At 73.8% G+C, this 17,049-nt stretch carries 12 protein-coding genes and 1 riboswitch; of the genes, 6 read left to right on the forward strand and 6 right to left on the reverse strand.

The annotated features are described in order from the left end of the window. The first annotated feature begins 9 nt into the window (after positions 1-9). Positions 10-111, forward strand: a riboswitch (ZMP/ZTP riboswitch). 11 nt (positions 112-122) lie between these two features. From glyA to FH610_RS13700, 3 genes are all read left to right on the forward strand, one after another. Further along, the gene (gene glyA, locus FH610_RS13690; RefSeq protein WP_476703415.1) at positions 123-1,400 is read left to right on the forward strand and encodes a serine hydroxymethyltransferase; all 1,278 of its coding nucleotides are present in this window, start codon (positions 123-125) and stop codon (positions 1,398-1,400) included. Between the two features lie 281 nt (positions 1,401-1,681). Continuing rightward, on the forward strand, positions 1,682-2,782 hold the full coding sequence (rsgA, locus tag FH610_RS13695; RefSeq protein WP_205825750.1) for a ribosome small subunit-dependent GTPase A: 1,101 nt from the start codon (positions 1,682-1,684) through the stop codon (positions 2,780-2,782). Positions 2,783-2,830: 48 nt separating this feature from the next. After that, positions 2,831-3,499: a phosphoribosyltransferase gene (locus FH610_RS13700; RefSeq protein ID WP_167538722.1), complete on the forward strand. Its 669-nt coding sequence runs from the start codon at positions 2,831-2,833 to the stop codon at positions 3,497-3,499. Between the two features lie 94 nt (positions 3,500-3,593). Here FH610_RS13700 and FH610_RS13705 read toward each other — a convergent pair whose 3' ends face one another. From FH610_RS13705 to FH610_RS13715, 3 genes are all read right to left on the reverse strand, one after another. Beyond that, positions 3,594-3,908: a WhiB family transcriptional regulator gene (locus FH610_RS13705; RefSeq protein WP_076434697.1), complete on the reverse strand. Its 315-nt coding sequence runs from the start codon at positions 3,906-3,908 to the stop codon at positions 3,594-3,596. Positions 3,909-4,024: 116 nt separating this feature from the next. Then, a complete protein-coding gene (locus FH610_RS13710; protein ID WP_139574726.1) occupies positions 4,025-4,930 on the reverse strand; it encodes a sucrase ferredoxin in 906 nt (301 codons plus the stop codon). A gap of 179 nt (positions 4,931-5,109) precedes the next feature. After that, on the reverse strand, positions 5,110-6,636 hold the full coding sequence (locus FH610_RS13715) for a glycerol-3-phosphate dehydrogenase/oxidase (protein WP_139574728.1): 1,527 nt from the start codon (positions 6,634-6,636) through the stop codon (positions 5,110-5,112). 57 nt (positions 6,637-6,693) lie between these two features. Between FH610_RS13715 and FH610_RS13720 the strand changes: the two genes are divergently transcribed. From FH610_RS13720 to FH610_RS13730, 3 genes are read left to right on the forward strand one after another with little or no spacing between them, the layout of a single operon-like run. Beyond that, the gene (locus FH610_RS13720) at positions 6,694-8,307 is read left to right on the forward strand and encodes an FAD-binding oxidoreductase (RefSeq protein WP_240808954.1); all 1,614 of its coding nucleotides are present in this window, start codon (positions 6,694-6,696) and stop codon (positions 8,305-8,307) included. Between the two features lie 19 nt (positions 8,308-8,326). Further along, a complete protein-coding gene (locus FH610_RS13725) occupies positions 8,327-9,826 on the forward strand; it encodes a metallophosphoesterase family protein (protein ID WP_139574730.1) in 1,500 nt (499 codons plus the stop codon). 51 nt (positions 9,827-9,877) lie between these two features. Then, positions 9,878-11,503: a bifunctional 3'-5' exonuclease/DNA polymerase gene (locus FH610_RS13730; RefSeq protein ID WP_139574732.1), complete on the forward strand. Its 1,626-nt coding sequence runs from the start codon at positions 9,878-9,880 to the stop codon at positions 11,501-11,503. Positions 11,504-11,521: 18 nt separating this feature from the next. Here the strand turns inward: FH610_RS13730 and FH610_RS43650 are convergent, their stop codons facing one another. From FH610_RS43650 to FH610_RS13745, 3 genes are all read right to left on the reverse strand, one after another. Further along, a complete protein-coding gene (locus FH610_RS43650; protein WP_205825751.1) occupies positions 11,522-13,180 on the reverse strand; it encodes a serine/threonine-protein kinase in 1,659 nt (552 codons plus the stop codon). A 144-nt stretch (positions 13,181-13,324) separates the two neighbouring features. After that, a complete protein-coding gene (locus tag FH610_RS43655; RefSeq protein ID WP_205825752.1) occupies positions 13,325-15,478 on the reverse strand; it encodes a serine/threonine-protein kinase in 2,154 nt (717 codons plus the stop codon). Positions 15,479-15,630: 152 nt separating this feature from the next. Further along, positions 15,631-17,016 carry a YlbE family protein gene (locus FH610_RS13745; RefSeq protein WP_139574734.1) on the reverse strand — a complete coding sequence of 462 codons (1,386 nt, stop codon included), beginning with the start codon at positions 17,014-17,016 and terminating at the stop codon, positions 15,631-15,633. Positions 17,017-17,049 lie beyond the last annotated feature (33 nt).

The following is a 17,049-nucleotide window of genomic DNA, read 5'->3' on the forward strand; positions in this document are numbered from 1 at the left end:
GGATAGGGTTGGAGGCATCGCGACTGGCGCTGACGTGCTGCTGTGGCGCGTCGCTAGGTGGGGCACCACCGGGGAGCGAATTCGCGGAGGCCGTGCGCCTGGGTCGCCGCCGAAGAGTCGACGTGGAGAAGGAAGGCGCCATGGCTGGGAACTCGCTGAACGTCGTCGATCCCGAGATCGCCGAATTGATCAGGGCGGAGGAGCGGCGGCAGGCCGACACCGTCAAGCTGATCGCGTCCGAGAACTACGTGTCCCGGGCCGTCCTGGAGGCGACCGGGACCGTTCTCACCAACAAGTACTCCGAGGGCTACCCGGGCAAGCGTTACTACGAGGGCCAGCAGGTCATCGACAAGATCGAGACGCTGGCGATCGAGCGGGCCAAGTCGGTCTTCGGCGTGAGCCACGCCAACGTCCAGCCCTACTCGGGCTCGCCCGCCAACCTCGCCGTCTACCTGGCGTTCCTGAACCCGGGCGACACCGTGCTCGGCATGGGCCTGCCGTTCGGCGGCCACCTCACCCACGGCTGGTCGGTGTCCGCCACCGGCAAGTGGTTCAACTCGGTCAAGTACGGCGTGCGCCGCGACACCGGCCGGATCGACATGGACGAGGTGCGTGCGCTGGCGCTCGAGCACCGGCCCAAGCTGATCTTCTGCGGCGGCACCGCGATCCCGCGCACGATCGACTTCCCGGCCTTCGCCGAGATCGCCAAGGAGGTCGGCGCGGTGCTCGCGGCCGACATCGCCCACATCGCGGGCCTCGTCGCCGGCGGCGCCCACCCCTCCCCGGTCGGGCACGCGGACGTGATCTCCACGACCACCCACAAGACCCTGCGCGGCCCGCGCGGCGCGATGCTCATGGCGAACACCGACGAGGTCGCCAAGGCGCTCGACAAGGCCGTGTTCCCCGGCCTGCAGGGCGGCCCGCACAACCACACCACCGCCGCCATCGCCGTCGCCCTGCACGAGGCCGCCCAGCCGGACTTCAAGGCGTACGCCGCGCAGATCGTGAAGAACGCCCAGGCGCTCGCCGACGAGTTGCTCGCCCGCGGCTTCGACCTGGTCTCCGGCGGCACCGACAACCACCTGATCCTGATGGACCTCACGTCCAAGGGCGTCGGGGGCAAGCCGGCCGCGCAGGCTCTCGACCGGGCGGGCCTGGAGACGAACTACAACACCGTGCCCTTCGACCCGCGCAAGCCGTTCGACCCGTCCGGCATCCGCATCGGCACGCCGTCGGTCACCTCGCGTGGGATGGGCGAGGCCGAGATGCGCCAGATCGGCGCGTGGATGGACGAGGTCGTCACCGCCGTGGCCAAGGGCGACGCGGAGGACGTGATCGCACGGGTGCACGGCGAGGTCACCGAGCTGACGAGCCGGTTCCCCGCGCCCGGCCTGTCCTGATCACCCCAGATCGACGAGCGACGGCTCCCCGCGACCTCGCGAGGTCGCGGGGAGCCGTTCTCGTGCCGCCCGTCGGCAGTGCCCCCGAGGGGATTTAACCGGTTGCGCGGGGCCGCCCGGGTGCTGCTAGTGTTCCCCCCGTCGCCGCCGTCGAGCGGCCAGGACCAGGGAGGTGAGGACTATGCGGGTCTTTCTGACGACCATGCCGTCCGTCAACTCCCGGGTGTCCGCCTAGTCTCTTCTCGCTGGGACGCCCGGTTTCCGAAGGGTGTTCACCAGCAGTGTTCAACGATCTTTCTCTTCTCGGCTGGCACGACGGGCTCGCGGAGCAGCTGCCCGACCTGCCCGGCGGCGCCGTTCCCGCGCGTGTGGCGCGGGTCGACCGGGGCGCCGCCGAGGTCATCGCCGCCGACGGAAACCATCAGGCGCGGTTCGGCGCCCGCGTACGCAGGGCCGCGGCCGCCGATCCGCTCGAGCTCCCGTGCGTGGGGGACTGGGTCGCGCTCGCCCGGCTCGATGAGGGCCGCTACGAACTGGCCGAGGTGTTGCCCCGCCGTACGGCCTTCGTCCGGGGCGGCGTGAGCCGCGACTCCCGCGGAGGGCTGTCGGGCGACGGCCAGGGCCAGGTCCTGGCCGCCAACGTCGACGTGGTCTTCGTGGCCGAGCCGTCCATGCACGCCACGGACTTCGCGGATCTCGGCAGGATCGAGCGCCTCGTGGCGCTCGCCTGGGAGAGCGGCGCCCGGCCGGTCGTGCTCGTCACCAAGGCCGACCTCTTCGATCAGGGACTGGACGATCTCCTCGCCGACGTCGAGGCGGCGGCGCCGGGCGTCGACGTCCACCCGGTCTGCTCGCTCACCGGCGACGGCGTGGACCTGGTGCGCGCCCACCTCGGCCCCTCGGGGACCGCGGTGATCCTCGGCCCGTCGGGCGCGGGCAAGTCGACGCTCGTCAACGCCCTCGCCGGCACGGAGGTCATGGAGACCCAGCAGGTCAGGGCCGCCGACGGGCGGGGCAGGCACACCACCGTCCACCGGCAGCTGATCACGCTGCCCGGCGGCGGGCTCGTCATCGACACCCCCGGCATCCGCCGCGTCGGGCTGTACGAGATGAGCGAGGGCGTCGACCTGGTCTTCTCCGACATCGAGGAGCTGGCCGAGGGCTGCCGGTTCTCCGACTGCCGGCACCGGGAGGAACCGGGCTGCGCGGTGCTGGCGGCGGTCGAGTCGGGCGAGCTGCCCGAGCGGCGGCTGGAGAGCTGGAACAGGCTCCAGCGCGAGGCCGCCTGGATGGCCCGCCGCACCGACGCCCGGCTGCGCGCCGAGGAGACCCGCAAGTGGAAGACCATCCACAAGCAGATGCGGGGCATGAGCCGCCCGTAGGCTCGGGTGCCTCCCGTTCCGGGCGGGTATGACCGGGGCGTGAGGACGATGCGGGTGCGGCTGCCGTACGCCGACCGCGCCGAGGCGGGTGCGCTGCTCGCCGAGGTCCTGTGGGACGTGAACCCGCGGGATCCGGTGGTGCTCGCCCTGCCGCGCGGCGGCGTGGCGGTGGCCGCGCCGATCGCGGAGCGGCTACACGCCCCGCTCGACGTGCTGGTGACCCGGAAGATCGGGCATCCGGCCCGGCCCGAGCTCGGGGTCGGCGCGATCGCGGAGGGCGGGCGGCCCGTGTTCGACTCCGAGATGCTCGACCGGCTCGGTCTGGAACCGGAGGACGTGGCGGAGGTGACCGGACGGGAACGGCGTGAGCTGGCCAGGCGGGTGCGGGTCTACCGGGGAGACCGGCCGCTGCCGGAACTGCGCGGCCGTGACGTGATCGTGGTGGACGACGGCCTGGCGACCGGAGGCACGGCGCGCGCGGCGCTGCGGGCCGTACGGGCGATCCAGGCGGGGCGGGGCCGGGTGACGCTGGCGGTGCCGGTCGCCGCTCCGGAGACGGTGGAGGCGATGCGGGGCGAGGCGGACGAGATCGTCGTGCCGGCCACACCGGAGAACTTCCGCGCGGTGGGCCAGTGGTACCGGCGGTTCGACCAGCTCACCGATGACGACGTGCTGGGCCTGCTCGCCACGGCGGGAAGCGGAGGGACGGATGGATGAGACCTGAAGGGCGCCTCGCGTGCGCCGTCGCCCACATCGGGGGACGGGACGCGAAGCGCCCAGCGGTGACGCGTGTCGGGGAAGGGGGAAACGCTCAGGCGACGGCGCTGATTCCGGCGCTGGCGGCGCGACGCATACGACGGCGACGCTCGGACGCGCGCTCGTCCTCGTTGAGGCCGCCCCACGTGCCGTACTTCTCCGGACGGGAGAGCGCGTAGTCGAGGCACTCCGCTCGCACAGGACACTGAGCGCAGATGGCCTTGGCCTTGCGCTCCCGGATGTCGCGCTCGGGCTGACGCTCGCCGTCAGGACCGAAGAACAGCACCAGGTCCTCTCCCCGGCACGCGGCATCATCCTGCCAACCCCAGCTGGGGCGCGGGCGGGCGAGCTGCCGACGTACCTGAGACATGAGAAACCACCTTTGGTGAGAGGTATTTCAGTGTTTGTGCCGCATTGGACGCTTGTGGCGTCCCTTGTGCCAACGCCGGGATAGGCCGTGGTGTTCCCGGCTCCGGGGCGGAGCCCTCAGGTCAATACCGGCGTGAGCTCGCTCAGCTCGGCCAACCTGTAGGTCGGGATTCCGTCGGCGCATGTCAACCCGCACGGTGCGGTGAACACCGTGGGCTCGACCACGACCCGGAATCGCGACGTCCCACGCTCCGTCGTGCGCCGCACGACGCAGATCGTGGTGTCGTCCACCGACCGGGAGGATTCCACGGCCACCCCGCCGACCGAGATCTCGCCGGTATGCGCCCGGACGAAGTGCTCGGCGGCCTGCAGTGGCTCAGGGATACCCGCGCGTCCCCGGAAACGGTCGAGGACGACCTCGCCGTGCCGGTACGCGTTTGCCGCCGCGATCGCAGCAGCCTGAGACATGCTGCCGTAGTAAAGCCCGTGTGGCAAGCATACGAGGTTGGCGGCGTATCGATCGCCGCCGACATGTGTGGTTTCCCACACTTCGCCGGGCAGGTTCTCGTCGAGGAACCGCGCCAGCGGGAGTCCTAGACGCGCACAGCACGCGTTGTGCCTGCCGTGCGTGCAGACCAGGTACATCGGCTCGTTCACCAGTATGCAGGACTCCGGAACCACTCCGTGCACGAGAGCGCCCAGGTCAAGATCGTCGGGGCGCCCCACGAAGCCCTCGGCGAGCCACGGATCGTCCACCGCGGACGCGGCGACGTAGACGTGCAGGGGGCCCGTGAGGGCCTCGCGGCGGCCGGGCCGGCGGATGAGTTGCGGCCGGATGTCAAGAGCCCTGGCGCGGGAGATCAGCCGGTGGACGTCATCCGGCAGCCGGCACTCCTCCAACTCCGCGGCCCAGGGCCCCGCATGCTCGACGAGCAGCCAGAACCGGCCCTTCTTGGTCGCGCTCGCCAGGATCGGCGCCTCCCCCGTGTGGCAGGCGGCGGGGTGCTCGCACCCGTTGGCCATCCGGTCCCGTCCTTCACTCGTGTTTCTTAGGTAAGACTAACCTTAACCAATGGCGTCAGGGGTTGCGGGCGCGGGGTCGTAAATCCACGTTAAATCCACAAATATCCGGAAACTGCCGGTGCGTACGGCGGAGGTCGTCCGAGAACAGACAGGGGCGGCGCCGAGGGGACGGGCGCCGATCAGGAGTAGGCCAGGGCGGCCTCGGCGGCGGGGAGGGCCGCCGCGCGGTCCTCGGGCACCAGCCCGATCCTGGTCCGCCGGTCCAGCAGGTCGCCGGCGTCCAGGGCGCCCTCGTGGCGCACCGCCCACACCAGTTCGGCCCGGGTGATCCCCAGCGCCACCGGCTCGGCCAGGGCCGGGTCCCCGCGCATCAGGTCGCGCACCGCCCAGGCCTCCGAGCCGTACCTGCGGGCCAGCCGCCCGGGCGCGCCAGGACGCACCGGCCCGGCCCCGACGAGGGGCAGCCGGGCCGTACGGCTCGCGCGGGCGTGGGGGCAGGCGGCGTCGACGGCGTCCTCGGCCATCCGCCGATACGTCGTGAGCTTCCCGCCCACGACCGTCACGACGCCGTCCGGCGAGCGCAGCACGGCGTGGCGGCGGGACAGGTCGGCCGTCCGGCCGTCGGCGGAGTCCGATGCGTCCACCGCGTCGGCCGTGTCTGCCGTGTCCACCAGGGGCCGCAGCCCGGCGAAGGCGCCGGCGACGTCCGCGCGGGACAGCGGCCGGTCCAGCGCCGTCCCGATGACCTCCAGCAGGAACGCGACGTCGCTCTCGGGGGCCTCGGGGACGTCCGGGACCGGGCCGTCGAGCGGCTTGTCGGTCAGCCCGGCGTAGACCCGCCCGTCGGCCTGGGGGAGAACCAGCGCGAAGCGGGCGCGCTCGCCGGGGATCGGCACGTGCAGCCCCGCGCGCAGCGCGCCGAGGGCCCCGGGGCGCAGGACGAGGTGCGTGCCCCGCGAGGGACGCAGCGCCACCGACGGCGTCAGCTCTCCGGCCCACACGCCGGTCGCGTTGATCACCGCACGGGCCCGGATGTCGAACTCGTCGCCGGTCAGCTCGTCGCGCACCCGGGCGCCGTCCCCGGCGAGGGCCAGCGCCCGGCAGCGGGTGAGGATCCGCGCGCCGTGGGCGGCGGCCGTACGCGCCAGCGCGACGACCAGGCGGGCGTCGTCCACCACCCGGCCGTCCCAGGACAGCAGCGCCCCGCGCAGGCCTTCCGCGCGCAGCGACGGGGCGAGCGCGAGCGCCCGGCCGGACGCGAGCCGTGAGGGGCCGGGCAGCAGGCGCCGCGGCGTGCCCGCGGCGGCCCGCAGCGCGTCGCCCAGGCGGTAGCCGGCCATGAGGGTCGCCGCCCGGGCCCGGGGGACGGCCGGCGTCAGCGGCAGCAGATACGGGTGGGCGGCGACCAGATGGGGCGCCGTGAAGCGCAGCAGGGCGTCGCGCTCCACCGCGCTCTCCCACGCCACGCCGACCTGCCCGCTCGCGAGGTAGCGCAGCCCGCCGTGGATCAGCTTGGAGCTCCACCGAGAGGTGCCGAACGCCAGGTCGTGGGCGTCCACGGCGGCCACCGACAGCCCGCGGGAGGCGGCGTCGAGCGCGGCTCCGGCCCCCGTCGCCCCCAGGCCGACCACGAGCACGTCCACGACGTCCGTGCCCGCCTCGTTGAGCTCCCACCGGCGCCTGGCCGCGTTCAGTGAGGAGTTCATATCCCCTCCACTACTTCCGCATTACTCTTTAGTAACCTACCTGGAGGCGCGACGGCTATGGAAACCCCTCTCACCGCGGCGGAACCCATGCTCTGGTCGGGCTGGGGCGATCCCGCCAAGGCCGCCGAGCTGCCCGCGCCGGTGCGCGACCTGCTGGCGGAACTCCTCGGCGTCCGGGCGCCCGCCACACCGGCGGCGACGTTCGGCGAGGTGCGGCTGCCGCCGGTGGCGCTGCCGCCGCCCGTCCTGGCCGCGCTGGCCGCGATCGTGGGGGACGAGCACGTGCGGGCCGACGACGACGCCCGCATCCGGCACACCCGGGGCAAGTCCACCCCCGACCTGCTGCTCATGCGCGCGGGGGACGCCTCGGACGCGCCCGACGCCGTCGTGCTCCCCGGCTCGCACGACGAGGTGGCCGCCGTGCTGCGCCTGTGCGCGGAGCAGCGGGTGGCCGTGGTGCCGTTCGGCGGGGGCACCTCGGTGGTCGGCGGCCTCGTGGCGGCGCGGTGTGGCTCCGAGGGGGGCTTCACGGGCGTGGTCGCGCTCGACCTGGCCCGGCTCAACCGGCTCGTCTCCGTCGACCCCGTCTCCATGATCGCCGAGCTGGAGCCGGGCCTGCGCGCGCCGCAGGCCGAGCAGCTCCTCGCCGCGCACGGGCTGACGCTCGGGCACTTCCCCCAGTCGTACGAGTACGCGACGCTGGGCGGGTTCGCGGCGGCCAGGTCCAGCGGGCAGGCCTCGGCCGGGTACGGCAGGTTCGACGACATGGTCGCCGGCATGACCGTCGCGACGCCTCGGGGCACGCTGGAGATCGGCCGAGCGCCCAGGTCGGCCGCCGGGCCGGACCTGCGTCAGGTGTTCCTGGGCTCCGAGGGCGCCTTCGGGGTGATCACCTCGCTTCGGCTGCGCGTCCGCCGGGCCCCGGACGTCAGGACGTACGAGGGCTGGCGCTTCGCCACCTTCGCCGAGGGCACGGCCGCCATGCGGCGGCTCGCGCAGCAGGAGGGCCCGCCGCCCACGGTGCTGAGGCTGTCGGACGAGACCGAGACCATGGTCGGGCTGGCGAAGCCCACCGACCTCGGCGCGGCCGGGCATGACTCCGGCTGCCTGCTGGTGGCGGGCTTCGAGGGCTCCCCGGGCGACGTGGCCCACCGGCGGGACGGCGCCTCCGCCGTGCTGGTCGAGGCGGGCGGGGTGCACCTCGGGCCGGAGCCGGGGGACAAGTGGGCGCAGGGCCGGTTCTCCGCCCCCTACCTGCGCGACTCCCTGCTGGCCGCGGGGGCGACGGTGGAGACGCTGGAGACCGCCTGCTTCTGGTCGAACCTGCCGCGTCTGTACGACGCCGTACGGCTGGCCCTGCTCGGCGCGCTCGGTTCCCCGCTGATCATGTGCCACATCTCCCACGTCTACGCCACGGGGGCCTCGCTGTACTTCACGGTGGTGACCGCGCAGACCGGCGACCCGCTCGGCCAGTGGGCGGCCGCCAAGCGCGCGGCGAACGAGGCGATCGTGCAGGCGGGCGGCACGATCTCGCACCACCATGGCGTGGGCCGCGACCACCGCGAGGCGTTCGCCGCGGAGATCGGCGACCTGGGCGGCGAGATCCTGCGGGGGATCAAGGAACGGCTCGATCCCGCCGGGATCCTCAACCCGGGTGTGCTGATCCCATGAAATTGCCAAGATTGTTCCCATGGTCGATGTTGGCGCGGCCGCCGCGCGGGGGAAGCAGGTCTCGTCACGGGTGTCGCAGGCCGGAGCGGGCTGGGACTGCTCGCAGATCGGCACGTTCGACGCGCTGCGGCCCAACCGGAACTCTTTCACCTGGCTGAACCCCGCGACCCTGTGGCGGTCCCGCAACGAGATCCTCGCCCAGCTGTTCGGCGACCCCTCGCCGCAGGTGCGCCGCCGCTGGGTGGCGGCCCAGCACGACCGCGGCGTGGACGAGGACTTCCGTATCAGGCTCGACCTGGGGGAGGAGTTCTCCTTCCTGGTGCTCGGCGACACCGGCGAGGGCGACGCCTCGCAGTACGCGGTGGTGCCCGGGCTGCTCAAGCTCGGCGCGGACACCGCGTTCGCCGTCGTCGCGAGCGACGTGATCTACCCGACCGGCTCGGGCAACGAGTACTGCGACAAGTTCTTCCGGCCCTACAAGGACTATCCGGCCCCGATCTTCGCCGTGCCCGGCAACCACGACTGGTACGACGGGCTCGGCGGCTTCATGCGGGTCTTCTGCGACGCGCGCCCCCTGTCCGCGGAGCAGCGAGGGTTCCGGTTGTCTCCCGACGGGCTGCGCGGGCTGCTGTGGAAGAAGCCGGAGACGATCGACGAGGACGCCCTCGCCGAGGCCAGGAAGATGCGGCCCAACCCCGGCCCGGCGTTGCCGGGGCCCTACTGGGTGATCGACACCGGCCGCCTGCTGCTCGTCGGCATCGACACCGGGATCAAGGGCACCCTCGACCGCGAGCAGGGCGAGTGGCTGCGCCGGGTCTCCGCCGACCCCCGGCCCAAGATCCTGATCACCGGCAAGCCGATCTACGTCAACAACGCCTACCACCCCTGCGACATCGAGGGCGGCGGCACGGTGGACGACGTGGTCCGCGACCCGGCGCACAACTACGTCGCGGCCATCGGCGGCGACGTGCACAACTACCAGCGCTACCCGGTGCGGGCGGAGGGGCGGCTCATCCAGTACGTCGTGTCCGGGGGCGGAGGGGCGTTCATGCACGCCACCCACACGATTCCCCGGGTGGACGCGGGCGGCGTCCACGAGGACGACTTCAAGTGCTATCCGCTGCGCGGCGACTCGCTGTCCTTCTACAGCCTGCTCTACAGCAGGAGGCTGCGGCTGCGCGGGCTCTACATCACGCCGGAGGAGGGGCTGGCCCTGATGTCCCGGCAGATCGGCAACACCCCGCCCCGGCCGACGCCGGGGGCGCCGATCGGCGCGCGGGTGAAGTGGGCGGCCCGGCTGCTCGGCGGCTGGCCGATGCCGTTCCGCCTGCCGGTGGGGCGGGTTTTCCACCGGTACATCTCCGAACTGTCCGACTGGGACACCCCGCCCTTCTTCAAGAGCTTCCTCCACATGTCGGTCACGGGGGACACGCTCCGGCTGCGCTGCTTCGCCGCGACGGGCTGCCTGCCGCAGGAGGAGGAGCCGCCGCTGGAGGACGAGGTCGAGATCCCGCTCTGATCGGCCGGGCGCGGCCGGGGAAATGTCGGCGCCGCCTGGCACGCTGGTGGGGTGCACGTTGTGGTGGCGGCCGACGCCGAGGGGGGCGGCACCGTGAAGCCCCTCGGCGGGCCGGCGAGCCGGGTCTCCGATCTCGCGGCGGCCGTGCGCTCGCTGGAGGGCGCCGAGCGGCCCCGCTGGGTGTGGGCCGACGCGCGCCGCGTCTACCCGGCGCTCCTGTCCGCCGGCGTGCGGCTGTCGCGCTGCCACGACGTCGCGCTGACCGAGAACCTCCTGCTGGCGGCGGACGGGCGCTACGGAGAGCCCAGACAGGTCCAGGCGGCCTACGCGCGCCTGCGCGGCCTCCCGGTGCCCGACGACCCGCACGAGGCGTCAGACGCGCACCAGGGGGCCGGGACGCAGGCGAGCCTGTTCGACCCGGCGCCCCCGAGGCACGGCGTGCCCGAGGCCGACATGGTCGCGGAGGTGTTCGAGGATCAGCGCCGCCGCGTCGCGCGCACGCCCGATCCCGGGCGGTTCCGCCTGCTCGTCGCCGCCGAGTCGGCCGGCGCGCTCATCGCGGCGGAGATGGGCCACGACGGCATGCCCTGGCGCGAGGACGTCCACGACGCGCTGCTGACCGACCTGCTCGGGCCCCGCCCCGCCCACGGCATGCGGCCCGCGAAGCTCCAGGCCCTGGCCGACGAGGTGTCGGCCGCCTTCGGCCACCTGGTCAACCCCGACTCCCCGCAGCAGATCGTCCGGGCGTTCAAGACCGCGGGGATCGAGATCCCGTCCACCCGCTCCCGCGTGCTGAAGACCGTCGACCACCCCGCCGTCGCGCCGCTGCTGGCGTACAAGGAGCTGGCCCGTCTGTACAGCTTCCACGGCTGGACCTGGGCCGACCAATGGGTCGGCGGCGACCGCTTCAGGCCCGAGTACGTCGTGGGCGGGGTGGTGAGCGGCCGGTGGGCCACCAGCGGCGGCGGCGCGCTGCAGATCCCCAAGGTCATGCGCAGGGTCGTGGTGGCCGACGACGGCTGGACGCTCGTGGTCGCCGACGCCGCGCAGCTCGAACCCCGGGTGCTGGCCGCGCTGTCCGGAGACCGGGGGCTCGCGCGGGCGGCCGGGGAGATCGATCTGTACGCCGCGCTGGCCCAGGCGTTCGGCGGGGTCCGCGAGTCGGCCAAGATCGCCATGCTGTCCGCGATGTACGGCGGGACCAGCGGCGACGCCTCCAAGCTGCTGGCCGTCATGCGGCAGCGGTTCCCGAAGGCGTACGCGTTCGTGGAGGACGCGGCCCGCGCGGGGGAGGAGGGGCGGCTGGTCCGCTCGTGGCTGGGCCGCACCTGCCCGCCCCCGTCGGACCGGTGGCGGCGCCTGGTGGCCGGTCCTGAGGGCGCCAGGGCGGCCAGGGACCGGGGGAGGTTCACCCGCAACTTCGTCGTGCAGGCCACGGCGGCCGAGTGGGCGCTGACGCTCCTCGCCGTGCTGCGCGGGCTGCTGCCGGACCCGGCACGGCTGGTGTTCTTCCAGCACGACGAGGTGATGGTGCACTGCCCGCTCGACGTGGCGGGCGAGGTCCGCGAGGCCGTCGGCCGCGCGGCGCACGAGGCGACCCGGCTGCTGTTCGGCGACACCTCGGTCCGCTTCCCGATGGAGGCGGTGGCCGTCGCCTGCTACGCCGACGCCAAGTGACCGCGGGACACCTCCGGCTCAGGGGGCCGGGCGTGACTTCCGGGTGACGAGGGCGGCCAGCAGCAGGGCCGGCACTCCGAAGGCGGCAAGGAGCACCAGGAGCGCCACGGCGGCGCCGGCGACGCTCCGTACGTCGGCCGAGGGCGCCGCTCCGACGCCGAACACGGTGTCGTCGCCGGAGCACGTCACCTTGTAGGTGTCCGTCTTCGGCGCGCGGATCTCGTAGAGCAGCCGCCACTTGGCGTCGCCCATGGCGAACGGCCGGTAGCTCGCCGCCGGCCGGGCGAGCCTGGCGTTCCGCCCACGGCCGGTCTCGACCTCGCAGCGCGGATCGGGGGACGCGCCGGAGACGTAGATCGCCGGCTTCAGCGCCGGGTTCAGCGCGACGGTCAACGGAGAACCGTCGCGGGAAATGCTCCTCGGCGTGGCGGAGATGCCCATGCCGACCTCGCACACGGCGGCGACGGCCGTGAGGAGCCCGCAGAGGACCGCCCAGGCGCGCGTGATCCGCCGCAGCCAGGCGGGGTACCGCCTGGGCCGCCGCCCGGCCGTGGGGCGCACCGGCGGCGCGTACGGCCTCGCCGGGAGGCGCGCGGGCCCCGCCGAGTAGGGGGCGGGAGGAATGTACGGAGGGTTCGGCGCGGGGAAGGCCGGTCGCGGACCGGGTGCGATCACCTGCGGGCCTGGTCCGCCGCCCGCCCGGGGGCGCCCGGGCGCACCGGACATGTACGGATACGGCGCCCCCGGCGCCCCCGGCGGCTCCGGTGACGCGGTCGAGGCGCGGGTCGGGGCGACGCGCGTACGCACCGCCTGCGCCACGGTCGGGGGAAGCCACCTGCCCTGCTGGGTGGGCGAGGCGAAGTCACGGCCGCCGCCGGCCAGTTCGTTCAGCACGGCCGACAGGGTCGGCCGCCCTTCGGGTTCCTTGGCCAGGCACCGCGCGACCAGCGTCCGCACGGTGGGCGGCAGCGCGTCGAGGGCGGGCTCCTCGTGGACGATGCGATACCACAGCCCCTGCCACGACCCCTGGCCGAACGGCCCGGTGCCCGTCGCGGCGAACGCCAGCACGAGCCCCAGGCAGAACACGTCGCTCGCCGGTCCGACCCGGGTGCCCTTGAGCTGCTCCGGGGACATGAACCCGGGGGTGCCCATGGTGATGCCGGTCTTCGTCAGCGAGCCGCCCTCGGTGGCCAGGGAGATGCCGAAGTCGATGACGCGGGGGCCGTCCCCGGCCAGCAGCACGTTCGACGGCTTGAGGTCCCGGTGGACGACCCCGGCCGCGTGGATCGATTCCAGCGCCTCGGCCAGCCCGGCGGCCAGGGCCAGGACGGACTCCTCCGGCCACGGCCCGTGCTCGTTCACGGCGTCTTCCAACGACACGCCGGGCACGTACGCCGTCGCGAGCCACGGCGGAGACCCCTGTGGGTCGGCGTCGACCACTCCGGCCGTGAAGAAGCCGTTGACCTTGCGGGCCGTGGCGACCTCGCGGTCGAACCTGAGGCGGAAATCGGCGTCGCCGGCCAACTCGGGCCGCACCACCTTCACCGCGACGGCCCGCCCGCTCCGCGAACGCCCGAGATACACGCGGCCCATCCCGCCCTCGCCGAGGCGTGCCTCGATCCGGAAGGGCCCCACCTGCCGGGGATCGTCCTCCCGCAGCGCCTCGAAGGTCCGCACCGGCACTCCTTGGAATCCGGGATTCACGCGTGGTCGATCAGGACATTCTCTCCAAAGAGCGCGGGAACAGGTCGCCACGCGACGGCGCCGGGGTGAGGCGCGCGCCGCTGCGACGCCGTCGCCGACGCCGGCGAGGGGCAGGCGTCAGGCGGGGCGGAAGGTGCTCCAGAGGGCCTGCCGAACCGGTGCGGCGGACTCGTTCCAGTCGAAGTCGGGCGAGGCGAACATGATGGCGTAGGCGCGTTCGCCCGCCTCCAGATAGCGGATGACCGCGTGGACGGTGACCTCGCTGCTGTTGGTGTAGGTGTACTCCCATTCGGCCGCGGGGTAGCGGTAGTCCACCTGGCGCAGCTGGACCTGCGTGTAGTCCGTGAAGTCCTTGATGTCCAGGTTCTGCTCGGCGGACCGCAGCGCCGCCAGGCTGCCGTCGGGGATCCTCTTGATCGTGACGCTCTGCCCGCTGTCCTTCGGGCCCGTGAGCCTGACGACGTCGTCGTCGGCTGTGGAGGTCCATTCCTTCGGCACCGCCAGCGCCACCCCGCCCTCGGTCACCAGGTGGTAGCCCTCGGGCACGCGTACGGCCGACAGCGGGCGAGCGGTCGGCGTGGCGGCGTCGGTGGGCGCGAGGGTGGCGCCCGACCTGCCGTCCTGCTGCGAGACCACGGCCTCGTCCGGGCCGCTCGGCAGCAGCACGAACACGATCGCGACGATCACCGCGACCACGGCCGCGGCGGCGACGACGAGCAGCAGCTTCGACCGGCCCTCGCCGCCGGCGACCTCGTCGGCCCGCTCCTTGCGCCTGCGCCCGACCCGGGGCCCCTGCGGGCCCGCGGCGTCCGCGACCGGCCCTGAGTCGCCGGCCTGCGCCGAGACGGCCTGCGCGGCGGCCTGTTGCGGTGCCGCGTGTTGCGGCGCCATGTGCTGCGGTCCCGTCTGCTGGGGCGCCGCGTGCTGCCCGGGCCGGTGCGGCGCCCGCGGCGTGCCGCCCAGGTCGCCGGGCATGTCGCCCGGCGTGGGCGTCGGCCACATGGCCTCCTTCGCCCGCTCGGGCGCGTGCGTCGACCCCGAGGGGGACGACAGCGGGTCGAAGCCCGCGTCGAAGGCGGGGTCGAAGGCAGGGTCGAAGGAGGGGGTCTGCCCGAAGGCGTTCACGGGCCCGAACGCGCCCGGGGGCTCGTACGCGGGGTCGGCCGGCCGCGGCTCCCCGGCATGGGGCTCCATGGGACGGGGCGCGGCGCCGGGCGGGGTGGCCGCGCCCGGGGCCAGGTTCTCCGCCGTGAGCGGCACGCGGACCGGACCCGAGGGCGTCTCGATGATGCGCGAGGGCAGCGGCCCCGAGGGGATGTCGAGCGGCGGCAGCAACCCCGCGGGCGTGGAGTCCTGCGGGGTGGGCACCGACGTCGGCGTGCCGGCGCGGCCCGGCAGCCCGGCGCCGTGGCTGTGCAGCACCCGCTCCAGCATCTCCGCGACCTGCGCGGCCGGAAGGCGGTCGGCCGGGTTCTTGCGGAGCAGGCCCTCGATGACCGGCAGCAGCGCGCCCGCCCGGCGCGGCCGGTTGGGCTCCTGCGTGAGCACCGCGCCGAGCACGGCGACCGCGTCCGGCCCCTCGTACGGCGGGCGGCCCTCCACGGCGGCGTACAGCGTCGCGCCGAAGGACCACAGGTCGGCGGCGTGGGTGATCGTGCGGCCCTGGAGGCGCTCCGGCGGGATGTAGGCGGGCGAGCCCATGAGCAGCCCGGTCTGGGTGATCGTGACGTCGCCCTCGATGGCGGCGATGCCGAAGTCGGTGAGCACCACGCGGTCGGCGGTGAGCAGCACGTTGCCGGGCTTCACGTCCCGGTGGAGGATGCCGGCGGCGTGGGCGTGGCGCAGCGCGTCGAGCACCCGGATGCCGATCTCGGCGGCCTGCACGACCGGCAGCGGGCCGCTCTGCCGCACGGCCTGCTCGAGGGACCAGGCGCGGACGAGCTCCATGACGATCCACGGCCGCCCGTCCTCCTCGACGACGTCGTGGACGGTGACGATGCCGGGATGGCTGAGCCGGGCGGCCGAGCGCGCCTCGCGCAGCATGCGCCGGTGGGCGGTCTGCGCGCCGGCGTTGTCGAGCCCGAACGGCAGGAGCAGTTCCTTGACCGCGACGTCCCGGTCCAGCAGCACGTCGTGGGCGTGCCACACCATCCCCATGCCGCCGCGGCCCACCGGGGACAGCAGCCGGTAGCGCCGGCCGACGAGACGGCCCTGCCCTTCGGGGGCGCCCCCCGCGGGGACGCGGCCCACAGGTCCCTGACCCTCTGGCATAGGGGGGACCATACCGAGCAGGCGATCTGTCGTCATAGATAAGGTCCCCAATTCACGCTCGATCCGCAAGATCCCCCGAACGGACCGTGCGAATTGCATCGGATATCTGAGGTTGACGACGATATTACGGTCTGATGACGGTCAAAGGGAATTCACGCCTCGCCCAGCGCGTCGAGGGCGGCGGTGAAGGCCTCGGCCGGCGGGCTGACCAGACCCGCTCCCACCTGCCCGGTTCCGGCGATCCTGCCCGCGATGCCGGTGTTCACGACGGGCAGCAGACCGGTCCTGGCCACGAGCGCGACGTCGATGCCGGCCGGCGTCCCGCGGAAGCCCAGCCCCGGGATCTGGTACGCCGGGTGCTCGGCCATGGTGATCTCGTACATCGAGGTCGTGGCCGCCACGGCGTCGGACACCTCGCCGCCGACGAACCGGACGATCGCGGGGGCCGCCGCCATGGCGAAGCCGCCCAGGCCCGCCGTCTCGGTGATGGTGGAGTCGCCGATGTCGGGGTTGGCGTCGTCCGGGCCGTATCCGCCGAGGTACAGGCCGTCGGGCACGCCGGCGGGGCCGGTGAACCACCGGTCGCCGAGGCCCGACACCTGTATTCCGAAATCGGTTCCATTGCGCGCCATCGCCACGACCAGGCTCGACCCGGGCACGCCGCGCGCCGCGTCGGCGCTCACTTTCGCCGCCGCCATTCCCGCGTTCAGGAAGAAATGATCATTTCCATTGATGAATCGCAGCACCTCGGCCGCGTGCTGCGGGGCCGCCTCCACGACCGCGGGCGCGATCTCGCGCACCAGCAGGGACGTCGCGGCGCGGTTACGGTTGTGCAGCTCGTCGCCCATCTGCAGCGCCTGCGCGATGAGCGTGCGCAGGTCGAGAGGGCCGCACCGCGCCAGCGCCGCCGCGAGCACCGGCCCGAGCACCTCGCCCATCCAGCGCAGCCGCTCGATCACCTCGGGCCCGTACGCGCCGTAGCGCAGGACCTTGCCCAGCCCCTCGTTCAGGGAGCAGTAGGCCGTGCCGCCGTGCTCGGCGTCGGCGACCTCCAGCATCCACATGGACGGGCTGACCACCCCCGCCATCGGACCGACCGTGCGGTGGTGGTGGCAGGAGTCGAGGGTGATCCCCGCGCCGGAGGCCAGGCGGTCCTCCGCCTCCTCCGGGGTGGCCGCCAGGCCCTCGAACAGCATCGCCCCGGCGAGCGCCCCCCGCATCGGGCCGGAGGCCCGTTCCCAGGTGATCGGCGGACCGGCGTGGAAGAACTCCCCGGCCCCCAGGCCGAGAACCTCACGCGCCGGGCGTACGCCGGTCAGCATGGGGCGCGCCGACAGCATCCGCCCGACGGCGGTGGCGTTGGCGCTCTCGCGCCGGGGGTCGGCCAGCACCCGCGCGAGGGCCGCGGAGGCACCCCGCAGCGGCGGCCGCCAGTCGACCTCCCGCCGCGGCACGGCCTGCCGGTCCAGCGCCTCGCCCAGCACCTGCGCGCCCACCGTGATGACGCGCGGCTCGCCGTACAGCATGGAGAGGGTCATCAAGCTCCGATCGGGGTCGGCGCGGCCACGCCC

The organism is Microbispora catharanthi (genome assembly GCF_006334915.2).
Classification (GTDB): Bacteria; Actinomycetota; Actinomycetes; order Streptosporangiales; family Streptosporangiaceae; genus Microbispora; species Microbispora catharanthi.

What these genes read in the sequence shown, in the direction of transcription:
- FH610_RS13700 (WP_167538722.1), top strand. Translation starts at nt 2,831, where the DNA reads ATGCGGGTGCGGCTGCCGTACGCCGACCGCGCCGAGGCGGGTGCGCTG.
- FH610_RS13705 (WP_076434697.1), bottom strand. Translation starts at nt 3,908, where the DNA reads ATGTCTCAGGTACGTCGGCAGCTCGCCCGCCCGCGCCCCAGCTGGGGT.
- FH610_RS13710 (WP_139574726.1), bottom strand. Translation starts at nt 4,930, where the DNA reads ATGGCCAACGGGTGCGAGCACCCCGCCGCCTGCCACACGGGGGAGGCG.
- FH610_RS13715 (WP_139574728.1), bottom strand. Translation starts at nt 6,636, where the DNA reads ATGAACTCCTCACTGAACGCGGCCAGGCGCCGGTGGGAGCTCAACGAG.
- FH610_RS13720 (WP_240808954.1), top strand. Translation starts at nt 6,694, where the DNA reads ATGGAAACCCCTCTCACCGCGGCGGAACCCATGCTCTGGTCGGGCTGG.
- FH610_RS13725 (WP_139574730.1), top strand. Translation starts at nt 8,327, where the DNA reads ATGGTCGATGTTGGCGCGGCCGCCGCGCGGGGGAAGCAGGTCTCGTCA.
- FH610_RS43655 (WP_205825752.1), bottom strand. Translation starts at nt 15,478, where the DNA reads ATGCCAGAGGGTCAGGGACCTGTGGGCCGCGTCCCCGCGGGGGGCGCC.
- FH610_RS13745 (WP_139574734.1), bottom strand. Translation starts at nt 17,016, where the DNA reads ATGACCCTCTCCATGCTGTACGGCGAGCCGCGCGTCATCACGGTGGGC.